The following is a 17070-nucleotide window of genomic DNA, read 5'->3' as shown; positions in this document are numbered from 1 at the left end:
GAAAACCCGCTTCGCTCGCCGCCACATAGCTACCGACGTTGGCGCTATGCTTACCAGCAACTTTCCAGACCTAACGTCGGCCTGCCCTGTCGGCTTCTGGTTTTGAGACTGCCTTGCGCGCTTGAGGGACCCACGGTTCGCGCTTTAAGTCTTAGCCCCGCCGTATTGCACCGACAACTAAAACTGATCCGGATCGTTCCGGAATGATGGATTGCTTGTTTGCTTTGGTTCGTTGGGTGCTTTGCTTGCTTTGGTTCGTTGGGTGCTTTGGGTGCTCGCGACTTAGCGCAAGAGAATTATACGATACAGTCGCTATGCCTTGCAATGGTATTTCATTTTTTTCAAAGAAATTATTCTCAGCTCTACTGTCGAATTACAGCCAGATCTTTCCGTATAGTCGCTATACCAGTCTCTCCGGAAAGGGTGGCACAATCTCGACTACGGTTATCGCGCCGACAAAAGATTGCCGGGTCGAAGCTGCGCTGCAATTTCACTTACAACCACCGCGCGAATTTGCTGTTCGACCGCCCGGCTTGTCTGCTTCGCAAGATCGCGGTTTTGTTCATCCGTCCCGCCAGCGGCGTTCAAGGTCACATTCGACGTGAGATTGATCGGCGCGCCCTTCCCCGCCGCAAATGCCGGCGTCGAGATTGATGGCGCGCCGACAATTCCACCACTGGCAAATTTCGGGATGCGACCGGAATTGATCGCATCGAGCAACCCACGGTGCCGCGACGTGGCGCGGGCGTTCACAATATATTCGCCATTGCTAATATATGCCGGGATGCTGTCGCTTCGTCCCGTTCCCGGTCCGCGAATATATCCGCCATCCGCAAAACCGAAAATGCCTCTAAGCATTCCGAACATTCCAGCGCCGCCGTTTCCTGTCAGCGCATTGAAAATTCCATCAAAGCCCTTGTCGAAAAGTCGGCTCGCCATTTTCTTTAAGAGACCGTCGAGAACTTTATCGAGGCGCTCGCCGTTCAAAAGCGCTTCCGAAAACGCCGATTTAAGATCGTCGCCGAACGCTTTGACGCCAGATTGCCATTCCTCTTGCGCCTGCTTCGCTTCATCGAGCTTCACCTTCGCATTCGCATACGCGCCGGCAAGATCATTTACCTTCGCCTGAAGCTCCGGAGTTATTTCAACGTTCGATTTTTTCGCCGCCTCCAACAACTCGAATGCCGCTTTTGTTTTTTCGGCATCGATAGCTTCTTTTCCGATAGCCTCGCGTTCCTGATCGAAGGCGCGCGCCCGGCGTTCAAGATCAGCAATCTCACGCTGAAAATCGTTTTCATGGTCGGCTTTCGGCTTGTGACCGCCCTTCCCGGCTCCGCTTCCGGATTTTCCCGGCGCGGTCTTCAGCGGCGCGTTTAGATCGCCATCGTCAGGAGCCGCCCTGTGATTGAAGGTGCGATCGATCGCGGCCTTATTTGCCCTGTCGCGGAGACGATTCAGGGCGTCCTCGATATCGCCGAGATAATCCTGTTTCAGCGCCGCCGCGCCATCTGCGAACGCCTTGCCGGCAATCTCGCCGGCCGTGCGGTAGGTTCCAGCAATTCGGCCAATCTGAATCGGCGCGATCTGCGGGAAAGCGGTCCCAGCGCCAGCATTCGCCGCCGCAGTGATCGAATTGACGATCTGCGCGACCTTATTCGCCGCGCCCTCGACGGCGGAAATAACGGCGTTCATTGCGCCGACGATCGTATTGACGATAGCCGCGCCGGTCGCGTTCCACGCCCCGACGATCGCATGACCAGCGGCGACGAATGCGCCAATTGTTAAGTTTGCGGTCGCCTTCACGGCCGAAAGCAGATGCGCCAGCGCATCTCCGGCGTCGATCGAAGCGAGCGCCTGTGAGACAAGCGCCGCCGCCCGGCCGAACTGCGCGGAGAACCAGCCCGCCGCCTCGCTGCCCTGATCTTTCACTAGATCGAAGGCGACGCGCGCATAGTTGGCCAACGAGGCCAACTCGCCGGCGATGGGGTGCATTTGGTTCCCGAATCCGGCGAGCGCGACGGTCGCGGCGCTGATTCCGGCGACGATCGGTCCGCCTGTATAGAAGCCCGCGAGGCCAGCCGCGAAAGTTGCTGCTAGGGGCGCGACTACATTCATATGACCGGCGAGGCCCTGAATTGCGCCGGAAAGCGCCCCAGAGACGCCCGTCGCCTGATCAACCTCGCCGACATAGCGCTGAAGGCTTGTCGTCAGGATTTGGACGCTTTGCGCAATCGTCGGCGTCGTCTTCGAAAACTCGCCCTCGATCGTGCTCGCGCCGTTCAGGATGGCGGAAAAGACGCGATCGGCCGTAAGCTTCCCTTGCTCGCCAAGCGACTTCAGTTGCCCGACGCCCACGCCAAACTCTTTAGCGATAAGGCGCGCGAGGGGCGGCGCGCCTTCAAGAACAGAATTCAATTCATCGCCCCGGAGCGCCCCGGAAGCCAAAGCTTGATTGAGTTGCAGGATTGCGCCGGCCGTCGTCTCACTCGACGCGCCAGAGACTGCGAAGGCCTTCGAAATAAGGCCCGTCACCTTCAGGACTTGCGCCTGCGACGCGCCAAGGTCAGCCGTGCTGCGCTTCAGGCCCGTGTATAGATCGACAACCGCGCCAAGATCAGACCGGCTCGCAATCGCAAGGTCGGCAAGCTGCGACTGGCGCGCCGCGACGTTTCCAAGCTCTTCGCCGGCGGCTGCGATCTTCGAACGCGCGGCCGTCCATTCGTCGGCATACTTCTTCAGTTGCGCGACGCCCAACGCCGCCGTGAGCGCCCCCGCTGCGCTTGTCGCCATGAGCTTGAACTGATTCGAAACGCCTTTCGTCGCCTGCGCGAAGGTGCTTTCGAGTTTCTTTGCGCCTTGCTCGCCGCGACGCTCGATAGAACGCCAATTGTCATTGGCGGCGCGAGAGGCCTTTTGAAAATTTTTCTCAAAGTCCCGGATTCGCGCTTCAAGAGAAACAACAAGCTGTTCAGCCGTCTCGGCCATGGTCCAATCCTTTAGAAAAAGAGAAGCCCATCGGGGCGCTCATTGATATTCGAATAAATGAAGCCGCCGCCTTCGTTTATCTCGGCACGTCCTACGGCCATGATTCCCGCAACCGCCGCGTCGGTTTTTAGATCACGACGCGCCGACTTGCCCGGCTTGATGTTTCCGGCCGGGTCTGTGACGACGACGACGTTACTCACGCAAAATCGCAGAATCGGATTTCCGTCATGCCGGAAATTCTTCGAAAGCGCGGCGCGCTCAAATGCCCGCATCGGCGCGTTCATCGACGCGAAGCCTTGGCCGTGGTCCATGACAGGCAAACCGTCGTCTAAAAGGTTGCTCTTGATCTCGGTCGCGTTCCATCGATCAAAAGCGATCTCTCGCACGTCGAAACGCTCGGCCAATTCGCGAATCTTCGCTTCAACAATCCTATAGTCTACCACTTCGCCCGGCGTCGCGATTAGGTATCCTTCGTCGCGCCATTGAAGGTATGGGCCGTCGCCTTTGTCCTGTCGCGCGCGCAGACCAGCCTCGGGCGCGAAGACGTTTGTGTAGAGGCTATAACCGCCGTCTTCGTCGCGGAACGCTACCATAACCGCCGTAAGGTCTGAGACAGACGACAAATCAACGCCTATCCAACACGGCTCACCTTCACGTTCATCGATCGGCGTTGCGGTCGCGCATTCATCCCACGAATTCAGATCAAGCCAAGGGTCTGCGAGATTGTCGAGCCAAATGCCGAGATGATCATTTCGGAACTTCTCGCGCAGCGCCGGTCGGTTTTCGGCCTCTCGCGCCATCTGGCGAAGCGACGGCAAGTCGGGATATCCCAACGCTAAGCCGGGATTCGCCCGATGCCAGACCGCTTCGTCTCGCCAATCTGCATCGCCAGGCGTCTCGAAAAGAACCGGGAGCGTTCCTGGGTCGTCAATCTCGCCCCGCGCAACTTTCCGGGCGTAGTCATAGACTTCCGCAGCGGCGGTTTCCTGTCCGCGCCCCGCCTGCGAAATGATCATGCAGAGCGTGCCGGCCGTCTTCGAAAGGCCAGTCCGGAGAACGTCGAGAAGCTCGCGTTTGCGCCAACAATGAATTTCGTCAACCAGCGCGAAAGCCGGCGTTAGGCCGTTGCTCGCGTTGGCGTCGGAAGAAACCGCCTTCAGAGTCGCGCGCGATTTCGAGTGCCGGATTTCATGCTTGTAATCGAGGATATCGACCGCCGATTGTATGCGTCGATCGGCCATAACGATTCCGTGCGCTTCCTGATAGGCAATACGCGCTTGGTCGCGGTCATAGGCGGCAAGGAAGACTTGCCCACCTGACACCTTCTCCGGCCCAATCGTATGTAGAAGGGCCAGCGCCGCGCCGAGCGTCGTTTTCCTCGCGCCGCGCGAAACGAGCATGATGACTTGCCGGACGATGCGCGTTCCATCGGGGTTACGCGGTCCATAAATGCGCCGAACAAGGCGTTCCTGCCACGGATCAAGCTGAAACGCCCTGCCCGTCTTCGGATGCTTCAAAGCCCGGATGAACCTAACCGCGCGCTCGCCATAGCCGAACGTGTCTTCGATCGGCGAGGCGCCAAAGAGCCAATGCGGATAGGTGTCGGTCATAGGCCTAGCGGGTCATCTTCCGGCTCGCTGGCGTCATCGCGCATCGTCGGACGGGAGCGGCTTACCGGGGTTAGGCCAAGCTCGCTGGCAATGAGTCGGGCCGTTTGCGCCGCCTTGTCCTGCATACGGAATAGACGAGGATCGATATCGCCGCCGGCCGCCTGAATGAGTTTCTCGACCTCGCGGACGCGACCAGCCGAAACGCAAAACGTCTCGACCATGGCAAGGTCTGCATCCGTTAAAATCCGGCGTTCAATAAGCAGCGGCATGACGCGCCGCCACTCTTTTTTCGCCTCCGCAGACAACCACGCCGGGACAGGCGGAGCGCGGCGGAACGAATCCTTATCAGTCCGCACAACGGGTTTGACGCCCTTCGCCATTAGAGCCCCCGACGCCGGCAAACAATCTGCCAGCCCCGACGCCGGCCGATCTCGACAAGGCCGATAATGTCGAATGTCCGGTTCTCATAAATAAGCCGATCGGCGACCGTGAGCCCCGATATCCAACGCGTCCGGAAAGTAAGCAGTGTTTCGACCGAATCGACCGCGCCGCCCTCTTTAACGATCTGCGACGTGGCGGAATCCCCGGCGCTATCTCGCACAAGCTCAGCCCGATACGGGCCTTGCATCATATAGACCTCAGTCGGCGCGCCGAAATCATCGATGGCGTCGGTCTGTTTACTCCCTATGGAGATGCTGCGATCTAAACGCCCTGCCCGGATAATGTTGCGGCTCATTCGAGCGCCTCGCCGACGAGGGCCTCGAATGACACGACGCCATGCGACGTAACGCCATCCGGATCGCGCATGAAACGACTGTCGCTATAGCGGAAATCAATCAGCCCAAGCGTCACGATGGGATTGCCGACAAGCGTCTTGCGAAGCTGCCAAGCGATATCTTTGACCGCGACAAGCCCCGGCTCGCGCGTCCAAACGTGAAAGACAGGAAACAGGCGGAAGTAGTTGCGCTCAAGCGTTAGATCGTCGGAAACCTCCTGCATCTCGCCCATGAGGATGCAGGGGAAGACTTCCGGACGCGCATGGCGGTCATAGATATTCGACGCCGGGACAAGGGCAGTCATCGCCGGATCATTGATCAACGCGGCGCGCATGGCGGATTGTAGGGCGAGAGCGGGAGCGATCACTTATTCCATCCTTCACGAACTGCTTTCGAAATTGAGCGCTTCAAGCGGGTTTGAATCCGCTTCTTTGTGAGCCGGTAGGCGGGCCAGAAGAACGGATGCGCGAGCGCTTCGGAGGTGCCGTATTCGACCAAATGGGGGTAACGCACATCCGAATTGCCGGCCGTGACGATGACCTCATTCTCGCGCGCCGTGCGACTGCCGCCCGGCTGAGAATAGGGCGGCGTCGTCTCGCCCGGCATGGTGACATGAAGGGAGTGCTTCAGCGCGCCGGTATCTTCCGGGGCGAGGGCTTGCATTCGGCCGGCAAGTTCCTCGCCCGATTTGATCAGCGCGGGCTTCACAGCTTCTTTGACGGCCGCCGGGATGGCTTCGAGGCGCTGCAAAAGGCGGTCAAGATCAGCGGCCATTAGAATGCGAAGCTCCGGTAGGGCGTGATTAGCTCCCACGTTCCGAAGGGAAGATCATGGACGGTCGCGCCGATAAGCGATGCTTCCCGGTTCTCATAGAGATGGGCGGCAAGCTGGCGAACGGCTTCAAGCAGCGGCGCGGGCGTCGTCTCAGTGAACGGCCCGCCCGTGAATTTCTCGACGAAAGCGGTAGCGACGGCGATTTTATCCTGAAGAAGATCATCATCATCCGCGCCGGTGATATTCAGGTGCCTTTTCAGATCGTCAATTGAAATGGTCATGGTTCGAATGTCCTAGCAAGGAATATATTCTAGCATAGGACTTTAGTCTTTGAAACTCCAAATAGGCTCGATATCATACGAAAGGCCTTGCACCGGTCTCCAATGACAAGCCGGAATTGAACCGCTCCCCCGCCACTATCCCCCTTCAACCAAAGCGTTTTGCAGAATTCCAGCTAATGCTATTGTTGCCAATCGGATGACGAGGGGAAACATGATGCCGAGGCACGATCAAGTATTCTATACGGATGATTTTATGTATGACACGTTGAATATCAGAGAATTACCTAGTCATCTCTTCTTACACCAGCATTGTTGGCCCAAAAGCCAGTGATGCATTAATGTCCAAAGCCGAAGCAATTTTGGCTGAACACACTCCCAAAGCACGACTTCAAATTAGCGCCATTCCAATTCGTTAAAGGTATATATGGCCAAATTTTAAAGCAACTTACAGTCGGCAGCGATGCCCATGGGAGACGCCAATGATCATCGGCGTAACGTTTCCTGCACTTGGCAAAAAGTGACCGTTAGAGCATCTTGATCCGGCGTCATGTTACGATATTGAAGCTTTGCGTGAAAGTGGCTTTGATCGAACGGAAATTTTCGCCCTGATAGATCGCGGCGAGAAACGAAACTTCCCATTGCTCGCACGTCCACTTGTCGGGCGTGGATTTGCCGGGAGCGGTCCACAGGAAGGGAACGTCGCCGCCGTGCTCTATAAGGAAGGCCTCGATTGTGTTCGCCTGTGCCGGAGTTAGAACCTCCCATGTCAGCGAAAATTCGTTCCGGATATGGTTCAGGCCGTCACGGGAGGCTTGCCCATATCCGTCGCCGAACTCAGCTTTCAGGATTTTCACCTTCGGTTTGTTGCTCGCGCCGATGCTCGGCTGAATCGGCGGGGTAAAAGTTTCGAGAGTCATTGCGCGTTCCGGCGCTCTTGAGATTGCTTCCGGGAGCTATGGCAAGAGATGCAAAGCGCCTGATGATTGTCGTGTCGCCAGAAAAGCGCTTTGTCGCCCTTGTGTGGCTCGATATGATCGACGATCGTCGCCGGGGCGCCGCACATGACACAGACCGGGTGCTTTCGAAGGAATGCCTCTCGGTAGGCGCGCCATTTCGAGTCATAGCCGCGTTCGCTGGCGCTTGGCCGGGTAAGATCGAAAGCCGCCTTGCGCTCAGCGTCGCGTCGAATCTGACAAGCGCATTTAGCGCCAGACGCCACTACATGGCCACAGGCGCAGATACGGGGTGCGCGGCGCGTCATGGATTAATCCGAAGAAGCTGACAGAACGACAAGCTTTTCGTCTGAGCCAAGGATAACGATACGCCCCTGAGCTTCTGGAAGCGATTTCCCGAGTGACTCTCTAATCCTATCCTTGACTTCCACGGTCATTTTACTGTTATTCGAGAACTGAAGCACAAGATAATCAGTTGCTGTATTGAACTTAATCGTTTTCATCTTTGTTTCCATACTTTGTTGATATTGTCAGCTTTCATTCGCGGCACGTCGTTAGACTGCCCTCACGCGGGAGCGTAGAAACGCCGCAAGCGCCGCCTCGGATTGCGCCGGCGTCTTATTCTCTTCGCCGCCGAAGATCGCTTTCAGAAGCTCGAAACGGCCCTCATAAGCGGCTTTAATTTCCGACGGTGTGGCGTTCCATGCTTCCAAAGGCGTCCAGCCGAGATAACCGGTTGCGATTTTGAAAAGGCGTTCATGATGCTCGGCGAAAGGAACTTTCTCGCCGGCTTCGGTTTCATCCTGTTTCTGCAACTGATCTTCGTCCACTCCGGCGAGCATGAGAACCAGCTTCAGAAGCTGCGGAACGAGAATGCTGTCGCATACGTTCAGCGGCAGTTCGTTGTGGCGATCAAGAAAATCGACAAGCTCGAAATGATCGGACGTTTCGCGAATGACGGTAGCCATCGCAGAGATGTTTTCCTCCGCGATGGCCTTTAGAAGATTTTCGAAGCCGTTGTATTGGCGTTCGAGGCGCATGGCCGCGCGAAGCGTCGGACGGCAGATAACGGCCTCGCCGTCATAAAAACGGATATGAATTTCTGAATCGGCGAGGCTCATCGATCGATTGTCCTTACGCCGCCGCGCCCATGACAACGTCGGACGTGACGCTGATTTTCATTTTCAGCTTTACGACTTCGTTTGCGCTGCCGGCTTCGAAGCTCTGGGAAAGAACAACGCCCTTCCAAAAGAACTGCGTGCCGTGGTGCGGGCCAGCGCCGCCCGTGAGAGCGTCGTTCAGCTCGGTCTTGAAGTTGTAGGGCGCGCCGGCATTGGCGTTGAAAGCAGCAATCAGCGCCGTTTGCCCGGCGTCGTCCGGATCATAGCCCATCGAAACTTCGATCGTTCCGGCGTCGCGAACGCCGGCGACCTTCTGAACACGGGAGTCGGTAAGGCTCGTAAACTTGACCTCTTCCGCCGAATCTTCAATGGGGCCGATAGATTCGACCTCGCCGACAAGAGAGTAAGTATCGGTCTGAAAGGTCGTTAGGTCGGTCGCGGCGGCCGTCGTTCCGATATAGAACTTGGTTCCCGCAGTCGTCTTAATGGTCACTGGAATCTTTCCTTCTTTGAAACTCTTGGATATGCCGGCGCATCGAAGCGCCGGCGTTTATGGATCGATTGATTACGCGCCCGCAGTCGTCTTGAGATAGCGCAGCGCCGGAGCGTTCACGACTTCGCCGCCGACGCGCCTGCGAGCGTGAAAGCGAACCTTTCCAGACGTGCGTTGCGTATAATCATCGCGCAGGAAATCGAGGCCGACGCGATCGATAATGCGATAGGCTTCCTTGAAATCGCCCACGACGGCGACAACCGTCGAAGCGGCAAGGCTCGGCATGTCGGGAACTTCGATTACCGGCGCGCCAAGCAGCGTGCCAGCGCCGCCGAACGGAAGCGACGCGGAAGCAACCGCGTTGTCGTGCCAGATATACTCGCCGGTCGTGCCGTTTTTCATTTTGCGAACCGCGCCGAGCATAGAGCGGTTCATGACCCAAACAGCGTTGCGCGCAAAGGCGGAAGGAAGCGCATAGAACGCCGAGATAAAATCATCGGCGCTCGGCATAGCGCCAAGGGCAACCGTGCTATCCACAACAGAACCCGCCGCCGGTGAGGTGAGGAAGCCGGTAGGCTTGCCGTCGCCGTCGCCGCTAACGAAAGCAGCGCCCTCGGCCTTGGCGAACGCTTCGGCAAGGTCTTTCACGATTTCCGAACCCACGTCGAACATGCTGTCTTCGAGAAGCTGAAGCGAAACGTCCGTATAAACGCCAAGCTCATAAGCTTCGATGCTCTGCGGCGTGGGATAGGTGCTAGACGTTTCGGTGCGCGTGCCAGTTTCAGAAACCCAAGCGGCGGTCGGGCCGGCGCTGCGCTTCGGAAGCTGCACAACCGGAACGCCAACATTCGTCACGCGCGCGAGACTGCGGACAGGCGAAATCTCGACAAGATTCTTCAGAAGCTCAGTCAGAAGAATTTCGGGAATCAGAACGCCGCCGTTCGAAGCAACCGAAAGCGCCTTGCGGTCAATCTCGCCGCTGCGCGCATAATCGACAAACGCCTTCTTTTCGGTTTTGCCGTTATCGTCGCGATGCGCGATGATCGCCGGAGCGCCGGGGCGATTCAGCTTCGCCTCAATCTTTTCGAGGCGCGCGGCGAGCTTGTCGCCATTGTCGTTTTCGAACTTCTTTTCGATCGCTTCGAAACGCTCATTGACGGTCGCCGTGAAATCTTCAAGGGCCTTCGTCACAATATCAGCGGCGTCGTTTTCATCGCCGCTCTTCAGTTCGATCGGCGCGAGCGCCGCATTCGTATTCGCAACCATTTTTTTCTTACTACCTCACTTCACTTATTGAGAGCCGACGCGGCTCGATTCAGTGCCTCGACGATCTTGAAGGCCGTCGCGGCGTCTTTCGCGCTCGTAACCCGCGCGCCGGGATGGGCTGGAATGGTGACAAGGGAGCACTCGACAAGCTCAAGATCGCTGATCGTGCGTCCGCCGCCCTTTCGCGGCGTCGCGCTCTTCGTCCTGAAGCCGATGGAAAGGCCGCTGATCGCGCCGGCTTGAACCAGCGCGCGGACTTCGCGGGCGCGTTCAACATCTTCAACCAGAAGCCGGCCCTTCAGCGTGAGCCCCGCCCCGGTCGTCTGTATATCGGTCCAGACCCCAACGGGTTGCGCCGGATCATGTGCAAATAGGAGCGGAAGCGGCGCGCGGGCGTCTGCAAACGCCTTCGGCTCGATAATGTCGCCCACTCGGTCCGGCGAGCCGAACGGCCAAGCAATGCCCGTGATCTCTCCGGCGTCCGAAACAGACAAATTAGCTTTGATCTCGATATGATCAGACATTGGAAGCGCCCTCTTGTGTTTCCGGGGCGAGCGCTTCCTTAGTGGCGTTTGAGCCAAACCAAAGCGCCTCAAGAATGGCGACGGCGAGCGGATAGACTTGCGAGAGCGGCGCATCGTCGGCATAGACGGCGACAAGCGTCGCGGCGTCTTTCGGATCAGCGCCGCCGCCGATCAGCGCGAGCCTGATCGTCTCTCGAATATCGGCATGGCTGAAATCCCCGGCGAAGAGGCGCTTGCAAAGCGTGCCAATGCCGGCGTTCGCGACGCGTTCGAGTTCCGGAATGAGCTTCGGCGTAAGGCGGAAAGTGCGCTCTTTGTCGCCAAAGAAATGGTTTACGGCCGTCGTCATTATGCGGCTTCCTTCGCCGGCAAAGTCGCCTTGGCGGTCTGGACGTGCGGAGATTCGAGGCTATCGCCGGCTTCGTGAGCCGGGAGGGATTCGACCGCCCGGCATTCGTTGGCGGTGAAAATCCCGTTGCTGCGCATCTTCGCGAGGAATTCACCGCGCGCCGCCGTGTCGCCCCGGAGAAGATCGGACGTGTCGAACTCAACGCTGTAGGTGCGGCGTTCCTCCGGAGAGAGAAGCACGCGCCGATAAGCGGATTCGAAGTTCCGGAGCCACGGGAGCAAGGTTAATTGAAGGAACTGGCGATTGCTGGATTCGAGATTCGACCATGTAGCGCGGGACAAGTCGCCGATCAGCGCCGGCGAGATATTGAAGGCGCGCGCGATTTCGACAGTCTGCAACTGGCGCTGTTCGAGGAATTGGGCGTCAACGCTTGTGAGCGCGAGCGGCTGAAACTTTCCGCCTTGTTCGAGGACGGCGGTCTTGCCGCTGGCGCTCCCGGCGTGCGCAGCGTTCCATGAATCGCGGATGCGTGCGGCGGCCGCGGCGTCTAGCTTCTGTTCAAAGGAAAGCACGCCGGAAGGACGCGCGCCATTTCCGAAAAGCCGCGCTGCGTAGGCTTCAAGCACAATCGCAAGGCCGATGGCTTCGCGGGCGTGTGCGATCGGCGCGACGCCGGTAAGTCCGTTCACAGACAGGGGCGCGCGGACGTGGATGATATCCGACCAGTGGTAATCGCGCGGCGTGTCGGCATTCGACGCCGGGCGAACTTGGGCGGTCGTGTCCAGTGTCGCGATATTCTGAGACTGGTGTCGATAGACCGGCTCTCCGGTCGCGGGCTCATACAGGACCGTCACGCTTCCCGGCATTAGCCGGATGAATTCGAAAGCCTTGCCGTCGCCGATACGATTCACGGCCGCGAAGCCGTCGCCGTGCAAGAGCGCATCGGTAGCGAGTTGCGTCCGGAGCGAACTTGAACTTGTCCAATCATTCGCCTCATAGGCGACAAGATCGAACGCCGGATGATCTTCGGCGACGGCCTTCCCCTGCCCTTCGTCGCGGTAAATCCAAAGGGGAAGCGTTCCGATTGCGCCGCTGATCAGGGAGACGGCATTGGCAACGGCGGGAACGGAAAGGGTGGTCTGGGGCGTGACAGATACGCCGGACAGAACCGAAGGGGCCAGAAGGTCAGTCGGGAAGCTGTTGGCGTCGAGACTTTTGGCCTCGACGCCCAATGCCTTGCGAATAAGAAAGCCGATCAAACTAGGTTCCAAGCCCTACTTAATTGAATCTACATAATTGTAGCGCGGCCACTAAGTGGTGTAAACTATAAATGCACATATGCATATATCTTTATGTGCATGCTGCTAGCAGTAAATCAAGTGGATTTGATATCCACTCCGCTTGCCCCCAACAATTTGCTGTTGGAGAATACGGCCCACTCTTTCGAATTAATGAGGCACGAATCAAGTGGATGAAAGGCTAACTCCATTTGCGCTGTTTTCCCTTTTCTTGGGATCCGGTCTCCAAATATTTGGATACACAAACCCTGTTATTGGGATTGCTTTATTAATAGCGTCGTCAGTTTTTTTAGTAGTATGGGTATGGGGATACATCAATAATAGAAGAAAATTAAAAAACCTAAGCCCTTTCGTTCTAGATAGAAGTCATTTTTTAGCTATCACTCAGTTTTTTGGAACACTATCATTGGGCGCACTAGCATTATTTGCTGCCGAGATATTTTTTGAATTCTCCCCTTTGCCAGAAAAATTGATAACTGTAACAGTTCCACCAGCGTCACATACGCTACCCCTGCTACCTTCGCCACAGCAGTTAGTTGCTAATAATCCTCCGCCAATTTCTAATGACATTGCGATCAATGCTTCTCGATATCTACTCTTGGAAGAAGCGACACAGAAAGCTGAAACAATTCGTGACTCTCTTGAGAAGAACGCTCAAGGAGTTCTGGCTAACGAGTTACGAAACATTGAAATGCAGCAACAAATAAAAGACGGTAAACTTGATATGTTTCACCAAAGAAATATAATTATGCATCAGGTAGGTTATAATTATATATTTTCATGGAAAAATACTGTTACTGAACTAGAAGATTTGAATAAGAAGTTATATTCGAACAGGCCTCTTGATGTTACTACAACAAATGAGCTTTCGATTCCTACAGTTGTTGCTCCAGGAGAAGAGAGATTCGTGGGTGCTGATGAAGCAACAAGCATGAAAAAGTATGAATTCAGGAAATTCTATTTTTTATCAAGAAATGTAGTAAAGCAGGCAAATGCCTTTATCGAAGATATAAAAAAGGAAAAATCGATCGTGGCTCAAGGCCTCGAAAAAAGTGCTGAAGGAAGGAACTTTGTAATCCCTAAGAAATAGATCGTGATCCATTAAGGGTGCGGGCGGCGCGCTAGAAAGCCCTTAGCTTTCAATAGGCCCTTTAGCGCCCGCACGTTTCGATAAGATATTGATTTCAAATAAAATTACTAGAACGGCCAGGGGCACCATCATACTCGTATTGTCAGGCTTCCTATCCCCGCCTCCGCGATCGGACTGCAAGGAGCGAAACGACGAAGCAATCCAGCGCTATGGTCGCTTCTGGATTGCTTCGCTTCGCTCGCAATGATGATGTGAGGCGGTTTTCGGCTCCTCGGCCGTCATTGTTGTGCGCCGGGAGCGTCGTCGCGAAGCAATCAGGCGGAAGCCCTATGAAGGCGCGGCCTGAAGCGGCTGCGCAAGGCGGCCCCCGGCGCGAACCTGGCGCGCCGCGCCGAGGGCCTCTTGTCCGCGCCGTGAGCTTGGGGAATTCCGGCGGCGGGCAGGCTAGACTTAGGCCCGGGACTTGTCCTCGGTATGGCCTGGCTGTTGCCGGCCCATGTCCGAACGGCGCCCGGCCGGCCTCAATGGCAATAATGGGATGGCCGCACCCGCTGGTAGCGGATCAGCTTGCCGCCGGGGCTCTCATTGATCTCGCTCGCGACGCATCGGCGCCCGACGCGGACGAAGGGCGTCGTATAGCCCCAGGGATACCAATCGGCGGCCGCGGGATAGCCCGTGACGGGGTCGTAATCCCATGGCGCCGAGAAGCCCCAGCCGCGCACAGGCGCGCGAGACCAGTCCTCCCTCTCCCAGCCCTGCTGGAGCCACGGCCCCTCCCGGGTCGGGCCGCTGGCGCGCAGCTCCTGCGTCCGTCCGCGCGCAGCGGCGAAGCTGGCTCCAAAGACAAGCAAAGCGGCCAGCGCGAGGATCGACAGGCGACTAAAGCAGATTTCACGCGCGCGCATGGCGACCTCCGACTCTCCCCGCCTATCGCCGCTTCCCGGCTTGAGGCTCCGCCTCTCGATCAATGAGCTTTCGGCTCCGCATCCGCCAGCGCGATGAAAATCATCGCGATCCCCACGCTGCCGATGAAGCGGAAGGCGGGCTCCTGCATGTTGTAGACGCCCGCGCGCCACATCTGGAACCATTCGCCGCCCACCGCCATGAAGCCGAGCAGATAAAGCAGAAAGCCGACGCAGAGCCCGGCGATCGCCATGCTCTTCTCGCCGTTGAACGCGGCCGCGCCCCCTGCCCGCGCCCGCCACAGCCGCCAGGCGCCGTAGAGCGTCAGCGCGGCGGAGGCGAACTCCGTCGCAATGATGAAGAGGTAGCAGAGATGATGCAGCGCCGGGCTCTTGACCGCGCGCCATTTGAGCGGGCTCGGCGGGATCATGTCCATGGAGAGGATATGCTGCACGACGTCGAAATTCGCGCCGTAATCGAAGACATTGCCGAGCGCGACGAGCAGGATCAGAAAGCCGGCCGAGAAGGCGACCGCGATCTTGGCGAGCCTCACCGTCATATGGCCGTTTCCTCCCGACTCGACGGCGACAGGCTAGCGGGTTCGCGGGCGAAAGAAAACTTGCGCGTCAATCGCGCCCGCCACGGTCCCGCCGCATGGACCAGGCGCTTGGCGAGGGGCCGCAGCCGCGCGATGATGAAAGCGGCGGCCCGGCCCTTCAAGCCCGTCGCGACGAAGCGCGCCTCGATCCGCGTCTCGCCTGTGGCCCAGGCGCGCTTATAGGCGTCGGCGGGGAGCAGCATGTCATAGGCGCCGAGCCCCTCCTCCGCGCAACGCGCGATGAGGCGGCCGGTGAGCGCCTGCCCCGGCGAGCCTTCGGCGAAACGTTCGTCATAGCAGCCGAGCAGCGAGCGATAGGCGCCGCCGCCCACAAAGCCGAGATCGATCGCGCTGATTTCGCCGCCGACGCGCAGGACGTTGACGCGCAGAAAGCCCTCGCGCGCCAACGCCGCGAGGAAGTCCTCGGAAATCGGATCGGAAAGGCCCGCGCTATAGGCGCCCTTGCCGCCAAGCCATGTGCGCTTGAGCGCGAAAGCGTGGCGGGTCAGGCTTTCTCGCTTCGCCGGGGACCCGGCCTCGTCGATCAGAAGAGGGCCATAAGCTTCAAGCCTTTTCAGGCGCCGCTCGACGCTCTTGTGGCGGCGCGGCTTTCGGTTGCGCAGATCGACATAGGGCGCGGAAAGCGGCTCTCCGGCCAGGCTTCCGTCCGCCATCACGCCGCCGGCGCGCAGCCTGGCGAAGGCGAAGAGATCGACGTCGCGCCAGCGCGCCATCTCGGCCTGCGCCGCCGCGATCCATCGCGCGCGCCCTTCGCCCGGCAGCGCCAGCGCGTCGCCATATTGGGTCAAAGGCTCGCCGATCCACCGGGCGACGGCGACGCCGAGGCGCCGCTCGATCTGCAAGGGCAGAAGCAGGGCGAGCCGCCCCTCGTCGCGCAGGCAGAGAATGCTCGGCCGCGCCCGCTCCCCCGCCAATGCGAGCCAGGAGCGGCACCAGGCGAAGCTCTGAAAGCCCGTCGCCTCCGGCGTGGCGCTTTCGAGCGCGGCCCATTCTGCGGCAAGAGCGTCGACGCCCGCGAGCGTCTCGACGCGTTCGATCGAATATGGCGACGGCGCGGGCATGTTATTTCATGATCCGATAGGGCGCGACGTCGCTGAAGCCCTGAGCGGCTTGCGGGTCGACGCGGAAATCGATCGTCATGGGCGCGCGCCTCTTATTGGCGAGCTTTCGCCATCCCTTATGCGCGGCGGCGAGCGCGAACTTGCCCCAGAACGCCGGCCCGGCGGTCTCCCGCGAGAGGCCGCGGCCTCCGGCATAGGGACGCAGCAGGCCGTTGGCGTAGTTCACGGCGTATTGGTTGCGAAGCTCGTCCGTCCAGTGCTCGGTCGTAAAGGAAACATTCACGCAATCGGCGTTGCGCACGCGGTGCGGGGAATTGAGCGGCCAGCTCGCCCAATCGCCGGCCTCCAGCTCGAAACTTTCCGCCTCCGCCTCAAATGAGGGATCGTAAGGCAGATCGGTGTCGGCGCCGCGCTGGAGCACGATATTCTCGATCCTGTCCTGCGGCAGATAGGGCGCCCTCGGCGGATAGACCCAGACGCGCTTCCTGCCCCGCACCTGCCAGAGGCTCTGGCCCGGAACGTCGGCATGCAGCGCGACATTCATATTCGGGGAGGAAATCAGGACGCTCATCGAGCGCTTGTAGCTGTGGAAGCGCGGGACATGACGCGCAATGTCGTCGAAAAGCCTGTCGAGAAGCTCCCGATATTCGTTGAAGGCCTCGTGCACGCGCTGCAGATGGACCCAGATATTGCCTTTGGCGACGGCCGTCATGACCTCTCGGCCGGAGAGGCCCGACATGTCGCCCTCGCGCCAATTGCGCGGGTCCGTCTCGTCGCGCGCCATGGTGTTGACGTGGAAGCGCTCGCGCGGCGACGCTTCGATCAGGCGCTCGAGCGCGGCGTCCGAGAAGAGCGGACTGTCGGCGAGCCGGTGCGCGAGAAGCATCGGCTCGCGCCCGAAGTTCCGGATCTGACCTGGGCGCCATTCGGTGAGAGATAATTTTTTCATGGAAAAACGCCGGAGCCG

At 58.5% G+C, this 17070-nt stretch carries 21 protein-coding genes; 1 reads left to right on the top strand and 20 read right to left on the bottom strand.

The features are described from left to right. Window positions 1-444 precede the first annotated feature (444 nt). From ACV7JP_RS16045 to ACV7JP_RS15970, 16 genes are all read right to left on the bottom strand, one after another. The gene (locus tag ACV7JP_RS16045) at window positions 445-2985 is read right to left on the bottom strand and encodes a tape measure protein (protein ID WP_457796653.1); all 2541 of its coding nucleotides are present in this window, start codon (window positions 2983-2985) and stop codon (window positions 445-447) included. A gap of 11 nt (window positions 2986-2996) precedes the next feature. After that, a complete protein-coding gene (locus ACV7JP_RS16040) occupies window positions 2997-4595 on the bottom strand; it encodes a terminase large subunit (RefSeq protein ID WP_457796652.1) in 1599 nt (532 codons plus the stop codon). Next, the gene (locus ACV7JP_RS16035) at window positions 4592-4975 is read right to left on the bottom strand and encodes a phage terminase small subunit P27 family (protein WP_457796651.1); all 384 of its coding nucleotides are present in this window, start codon (window positions 4973-4975) and stop codon (window positions 4592-4594) included. Before ACV7JP_RS16035 ends, ACV7JP_RS16040 begins: the two co-directional genes overlap by 4 nt. Then, the gene (locus ACV7JP_RS16030; RefSeq protein WP_457796650.1) at window positions 4975-5331 is read right to left on the bottom strand and encodes a phage head completion protein; all 357 of its coding nucleotides are present in this window, start codon (window positions 5329-5331) and stop codon (window positions 4975-4977) included. Before ACV7JP_RS16030 ends, ACV7JP_RS16035 begins: the two co-directional genes overlap by 1 nt. Next, a complete protein-coding gene (locus ACV7JP_RS16025) occupies window positions 5328-5738 on the bottom strand; it encodes a DUF3168 domain-containing protein (protein ID WP_457796649.1) in 411 nt (136 codons plus the stop codon). The genes ACV7JP_RS16030 and ACV7JP_RS16025 overlap by 4 nt, the downstream gene beginning before the upstream one ends. Continuing rightward, window positions 5735-6145, bottom strand: a complete 411-nt coding sequence (locus ACV7JP_RS16020; protein ID WP_457796648.1) for an HK97-gp10 family putative phage morphogenesis protein — start codon at window positions 6143-6145, stop codon at window positions 5735-5737. The genes ACV7JP_RS16025 and ACV7JP_RS16020 overlap by 4 nt, the downstream gene beginning before the upstream one ends. Next, the gene (locus ACV7JP_RS16015) at window positions 6145-6426 is read right to left on the bottom strand and encodes a head-tail connector protein (RefSeq protein WP_457796647.1); all 282 of its coding nucleotides are present in this window, start codon (window positions 6424-6426) and stop codon (window positions 6145-6147) included. The genes ACV7JP_RS16020 and ACV7JP_RS16015 overlap by 1 nt, the downstream gene beginning before the upstream one ends. A gap of 545 nt (window positions 6427-6971) precedes the next feature. Then, complete coding sequence (locus ACV7JP_RS16010; RefSeq protein WP_457796646.1) at window positions 6972-7343, bottom strand: phage tail protein; 372 nt, start codon at window positions 7341-7343, stop codon at window positions 6972-6974. Further along, entirely contained in the window at window positions 7340-7489 is a 150-nt protein-coding gene (locus ACV7JP_RS16005) for an HNH endonuclease (protein ID WP_457799110.1), read from the bottom strand. Before ACV7JP_RS16005 ends, ACV7JP_RS16010 begins: the two co-directional genes overlap by 4 nt. A 201-nt stretch (window positions 7490-7690) precedes the next feature. Next, on the bottom strand, window positions 7691-7882 hold the full coding sequence (locus tag ACV7JP_RS16000; protein ID WP_457796645.1) for a hypothetical protein: 192 nt from the start codon (window positions 7880-7882) through the stop codon (window positions 7691-7693). 51 nt (window positions 7883-7933) lie between these two features. Beyond that, window positions 7934-8500: a phage tail assembly chaperone gene (locus ACV7JP_RS15995; RefSeq protein WP_457796644.1), complete on the bottom strand. Its 567-nt coding sequence runs from the start codon at window positions 8498-8500 to the stop codon at window positions 7934-7936. 13 nt (window positions 8501-8513) lie between these two features. Next, a complete protein-coding gene (locus ACV7JP_RS15990; protein ID WP_457796643.1) occupies window positions 8514-8993 on the bottom strand; it encodes a hypothetical protein in 480 nt (159 codons plus the stop codon). A 72-nt stretch (window positions 8994-9065) separates the two neighbouring features. Beyond that, complete coding sequence (locus ACV7JP_RS15985; protein WP_457796642.1) at window positions 9066-10259, bottom strand: phage major capsid protein; 1194 nt, start codon at window positions 10257-10259, stop codon at window positions 9066-9068. Window positions 10260-10279: 20 nt separating this feature from the next. Beyond that, complete coding sequence (locus ACV7JP_RS15980) at window positions 10280-10783, bottom strand: HK97 family phage prohead protease (protein WP_457796641.1); 504 nt, start codon at window positions 10781-10783, stop codon at window positions 10280-10282. After that, complete coding sequence (locus ACV7JP_RS15975) at window positions 10776-11132, bottom strand: gene transfer agent family protein (RefSeq protein ID WP_457796640.1); 357 nt, start codon at window positions 11130-11132, stop codon at window positions 10776-10778. The genes ACV7JP_RS15980 and ACV7JP_RS15975 overlap by 8 nt, the downstream gene beginning before the upstream one ends. Then, window positions 11132-12391 carry a phage portal protein gene (locus tag ACV7JP_RS15970; protein ID WP_457796639.1) on the bottom strand — a complete coding sequence of 420 codons (1260 nt, stop codon included), beginning with the start codon at window positions 12389-12391 and terminating at the stop codon, window positions 11132-11134. The genes ACV7JP_RS15975 and ACV7JP_RS15970 overlap by 1 nt, the downstream gene beginning before the upstream one ends. Window positions 12392-12599: 208 nt before the next feature. Here ACV7JP_RS15970 and ACV7JP_RS15965 point away from each other — a divergent pair, with 208 nt between their 5' ends. Next, window positions 12600-13520, top strand: a complete 921-nt coding sequence (locus ACV7JP_RS15965; protein WP_457796638.1) for a hypothetical protein — start codon at window positions 12600-12602, stop codon at window positions 13518-13520. 521 nt (window positions 13521-14041) lie between these two features. On the opposite strand, the gene ACV7JP_RS15960 is transcribed toward ACV7JP_RS15965, so the two are convergent. From ACV7JP_RS15960 to ACV7JP_RS15945, 4 genes are read right to left on the bottom strand one after another with little or no spacing between them, the layout of a single operon-like run. After that, complete coding sequence (locus ACV7JP_RS15960) at window positions 14042-14425, bottom strand: hypothetical protein (protein ID WP_457796637.1); 384 nt, start codon at window positions 14423-14425, stop codon at window positions 14042-14044. 59 nt (window positions 14426-14484) lie between these two features. Then, window positions 14485-14982, bottom strand: coding sequence for a DUF2165 family protein (locus ACV7JP_RS15955; RefSeq protein ID WP_457796636.1), 498 nt, complete (start codon window positions 14980-14982; stop codon window positions 14485-14487). Next, the gene (locus ACV7JP_RS15950; RefSeq protein ID WP_457796635.1) at window positions 14979-16103 is read right to left on the bottom strand and encodes a GNAT family N-acetyltransferase; all 1125 of its coding nucleotides are present in this window, start codon (window positions 16101-16103) and stop codon (window positions 14979-14981) included. The genes ACV7JP_RS15955 and ACV7JP_RS15950 overlap by 4 nt, the downstream gene beginning before the upstream one ends. Before the next feature lies 1 nt (window position 16104). After that, window positions 16105-17052 (bottom strand): hypothetical protein, encoded by a 948-nt coding sequence (locus ACV7JP_RS15945; RefSeq protein WP_457796634.1) that lies wholly within the window; start codon window positions 17050-17052, stop codon window positions 16105-16107. Window positions 17053-17070 lie beyond the last annotated feature (18 nt).

The organism is Methylocystis sp. S23, from assembly GCF_054106005.1.
The sequence above is the reverse complement of the archived record's forward strand: the minus strand, read 5'-3'. Positions and strand labels throughout refer to the sequence as shown.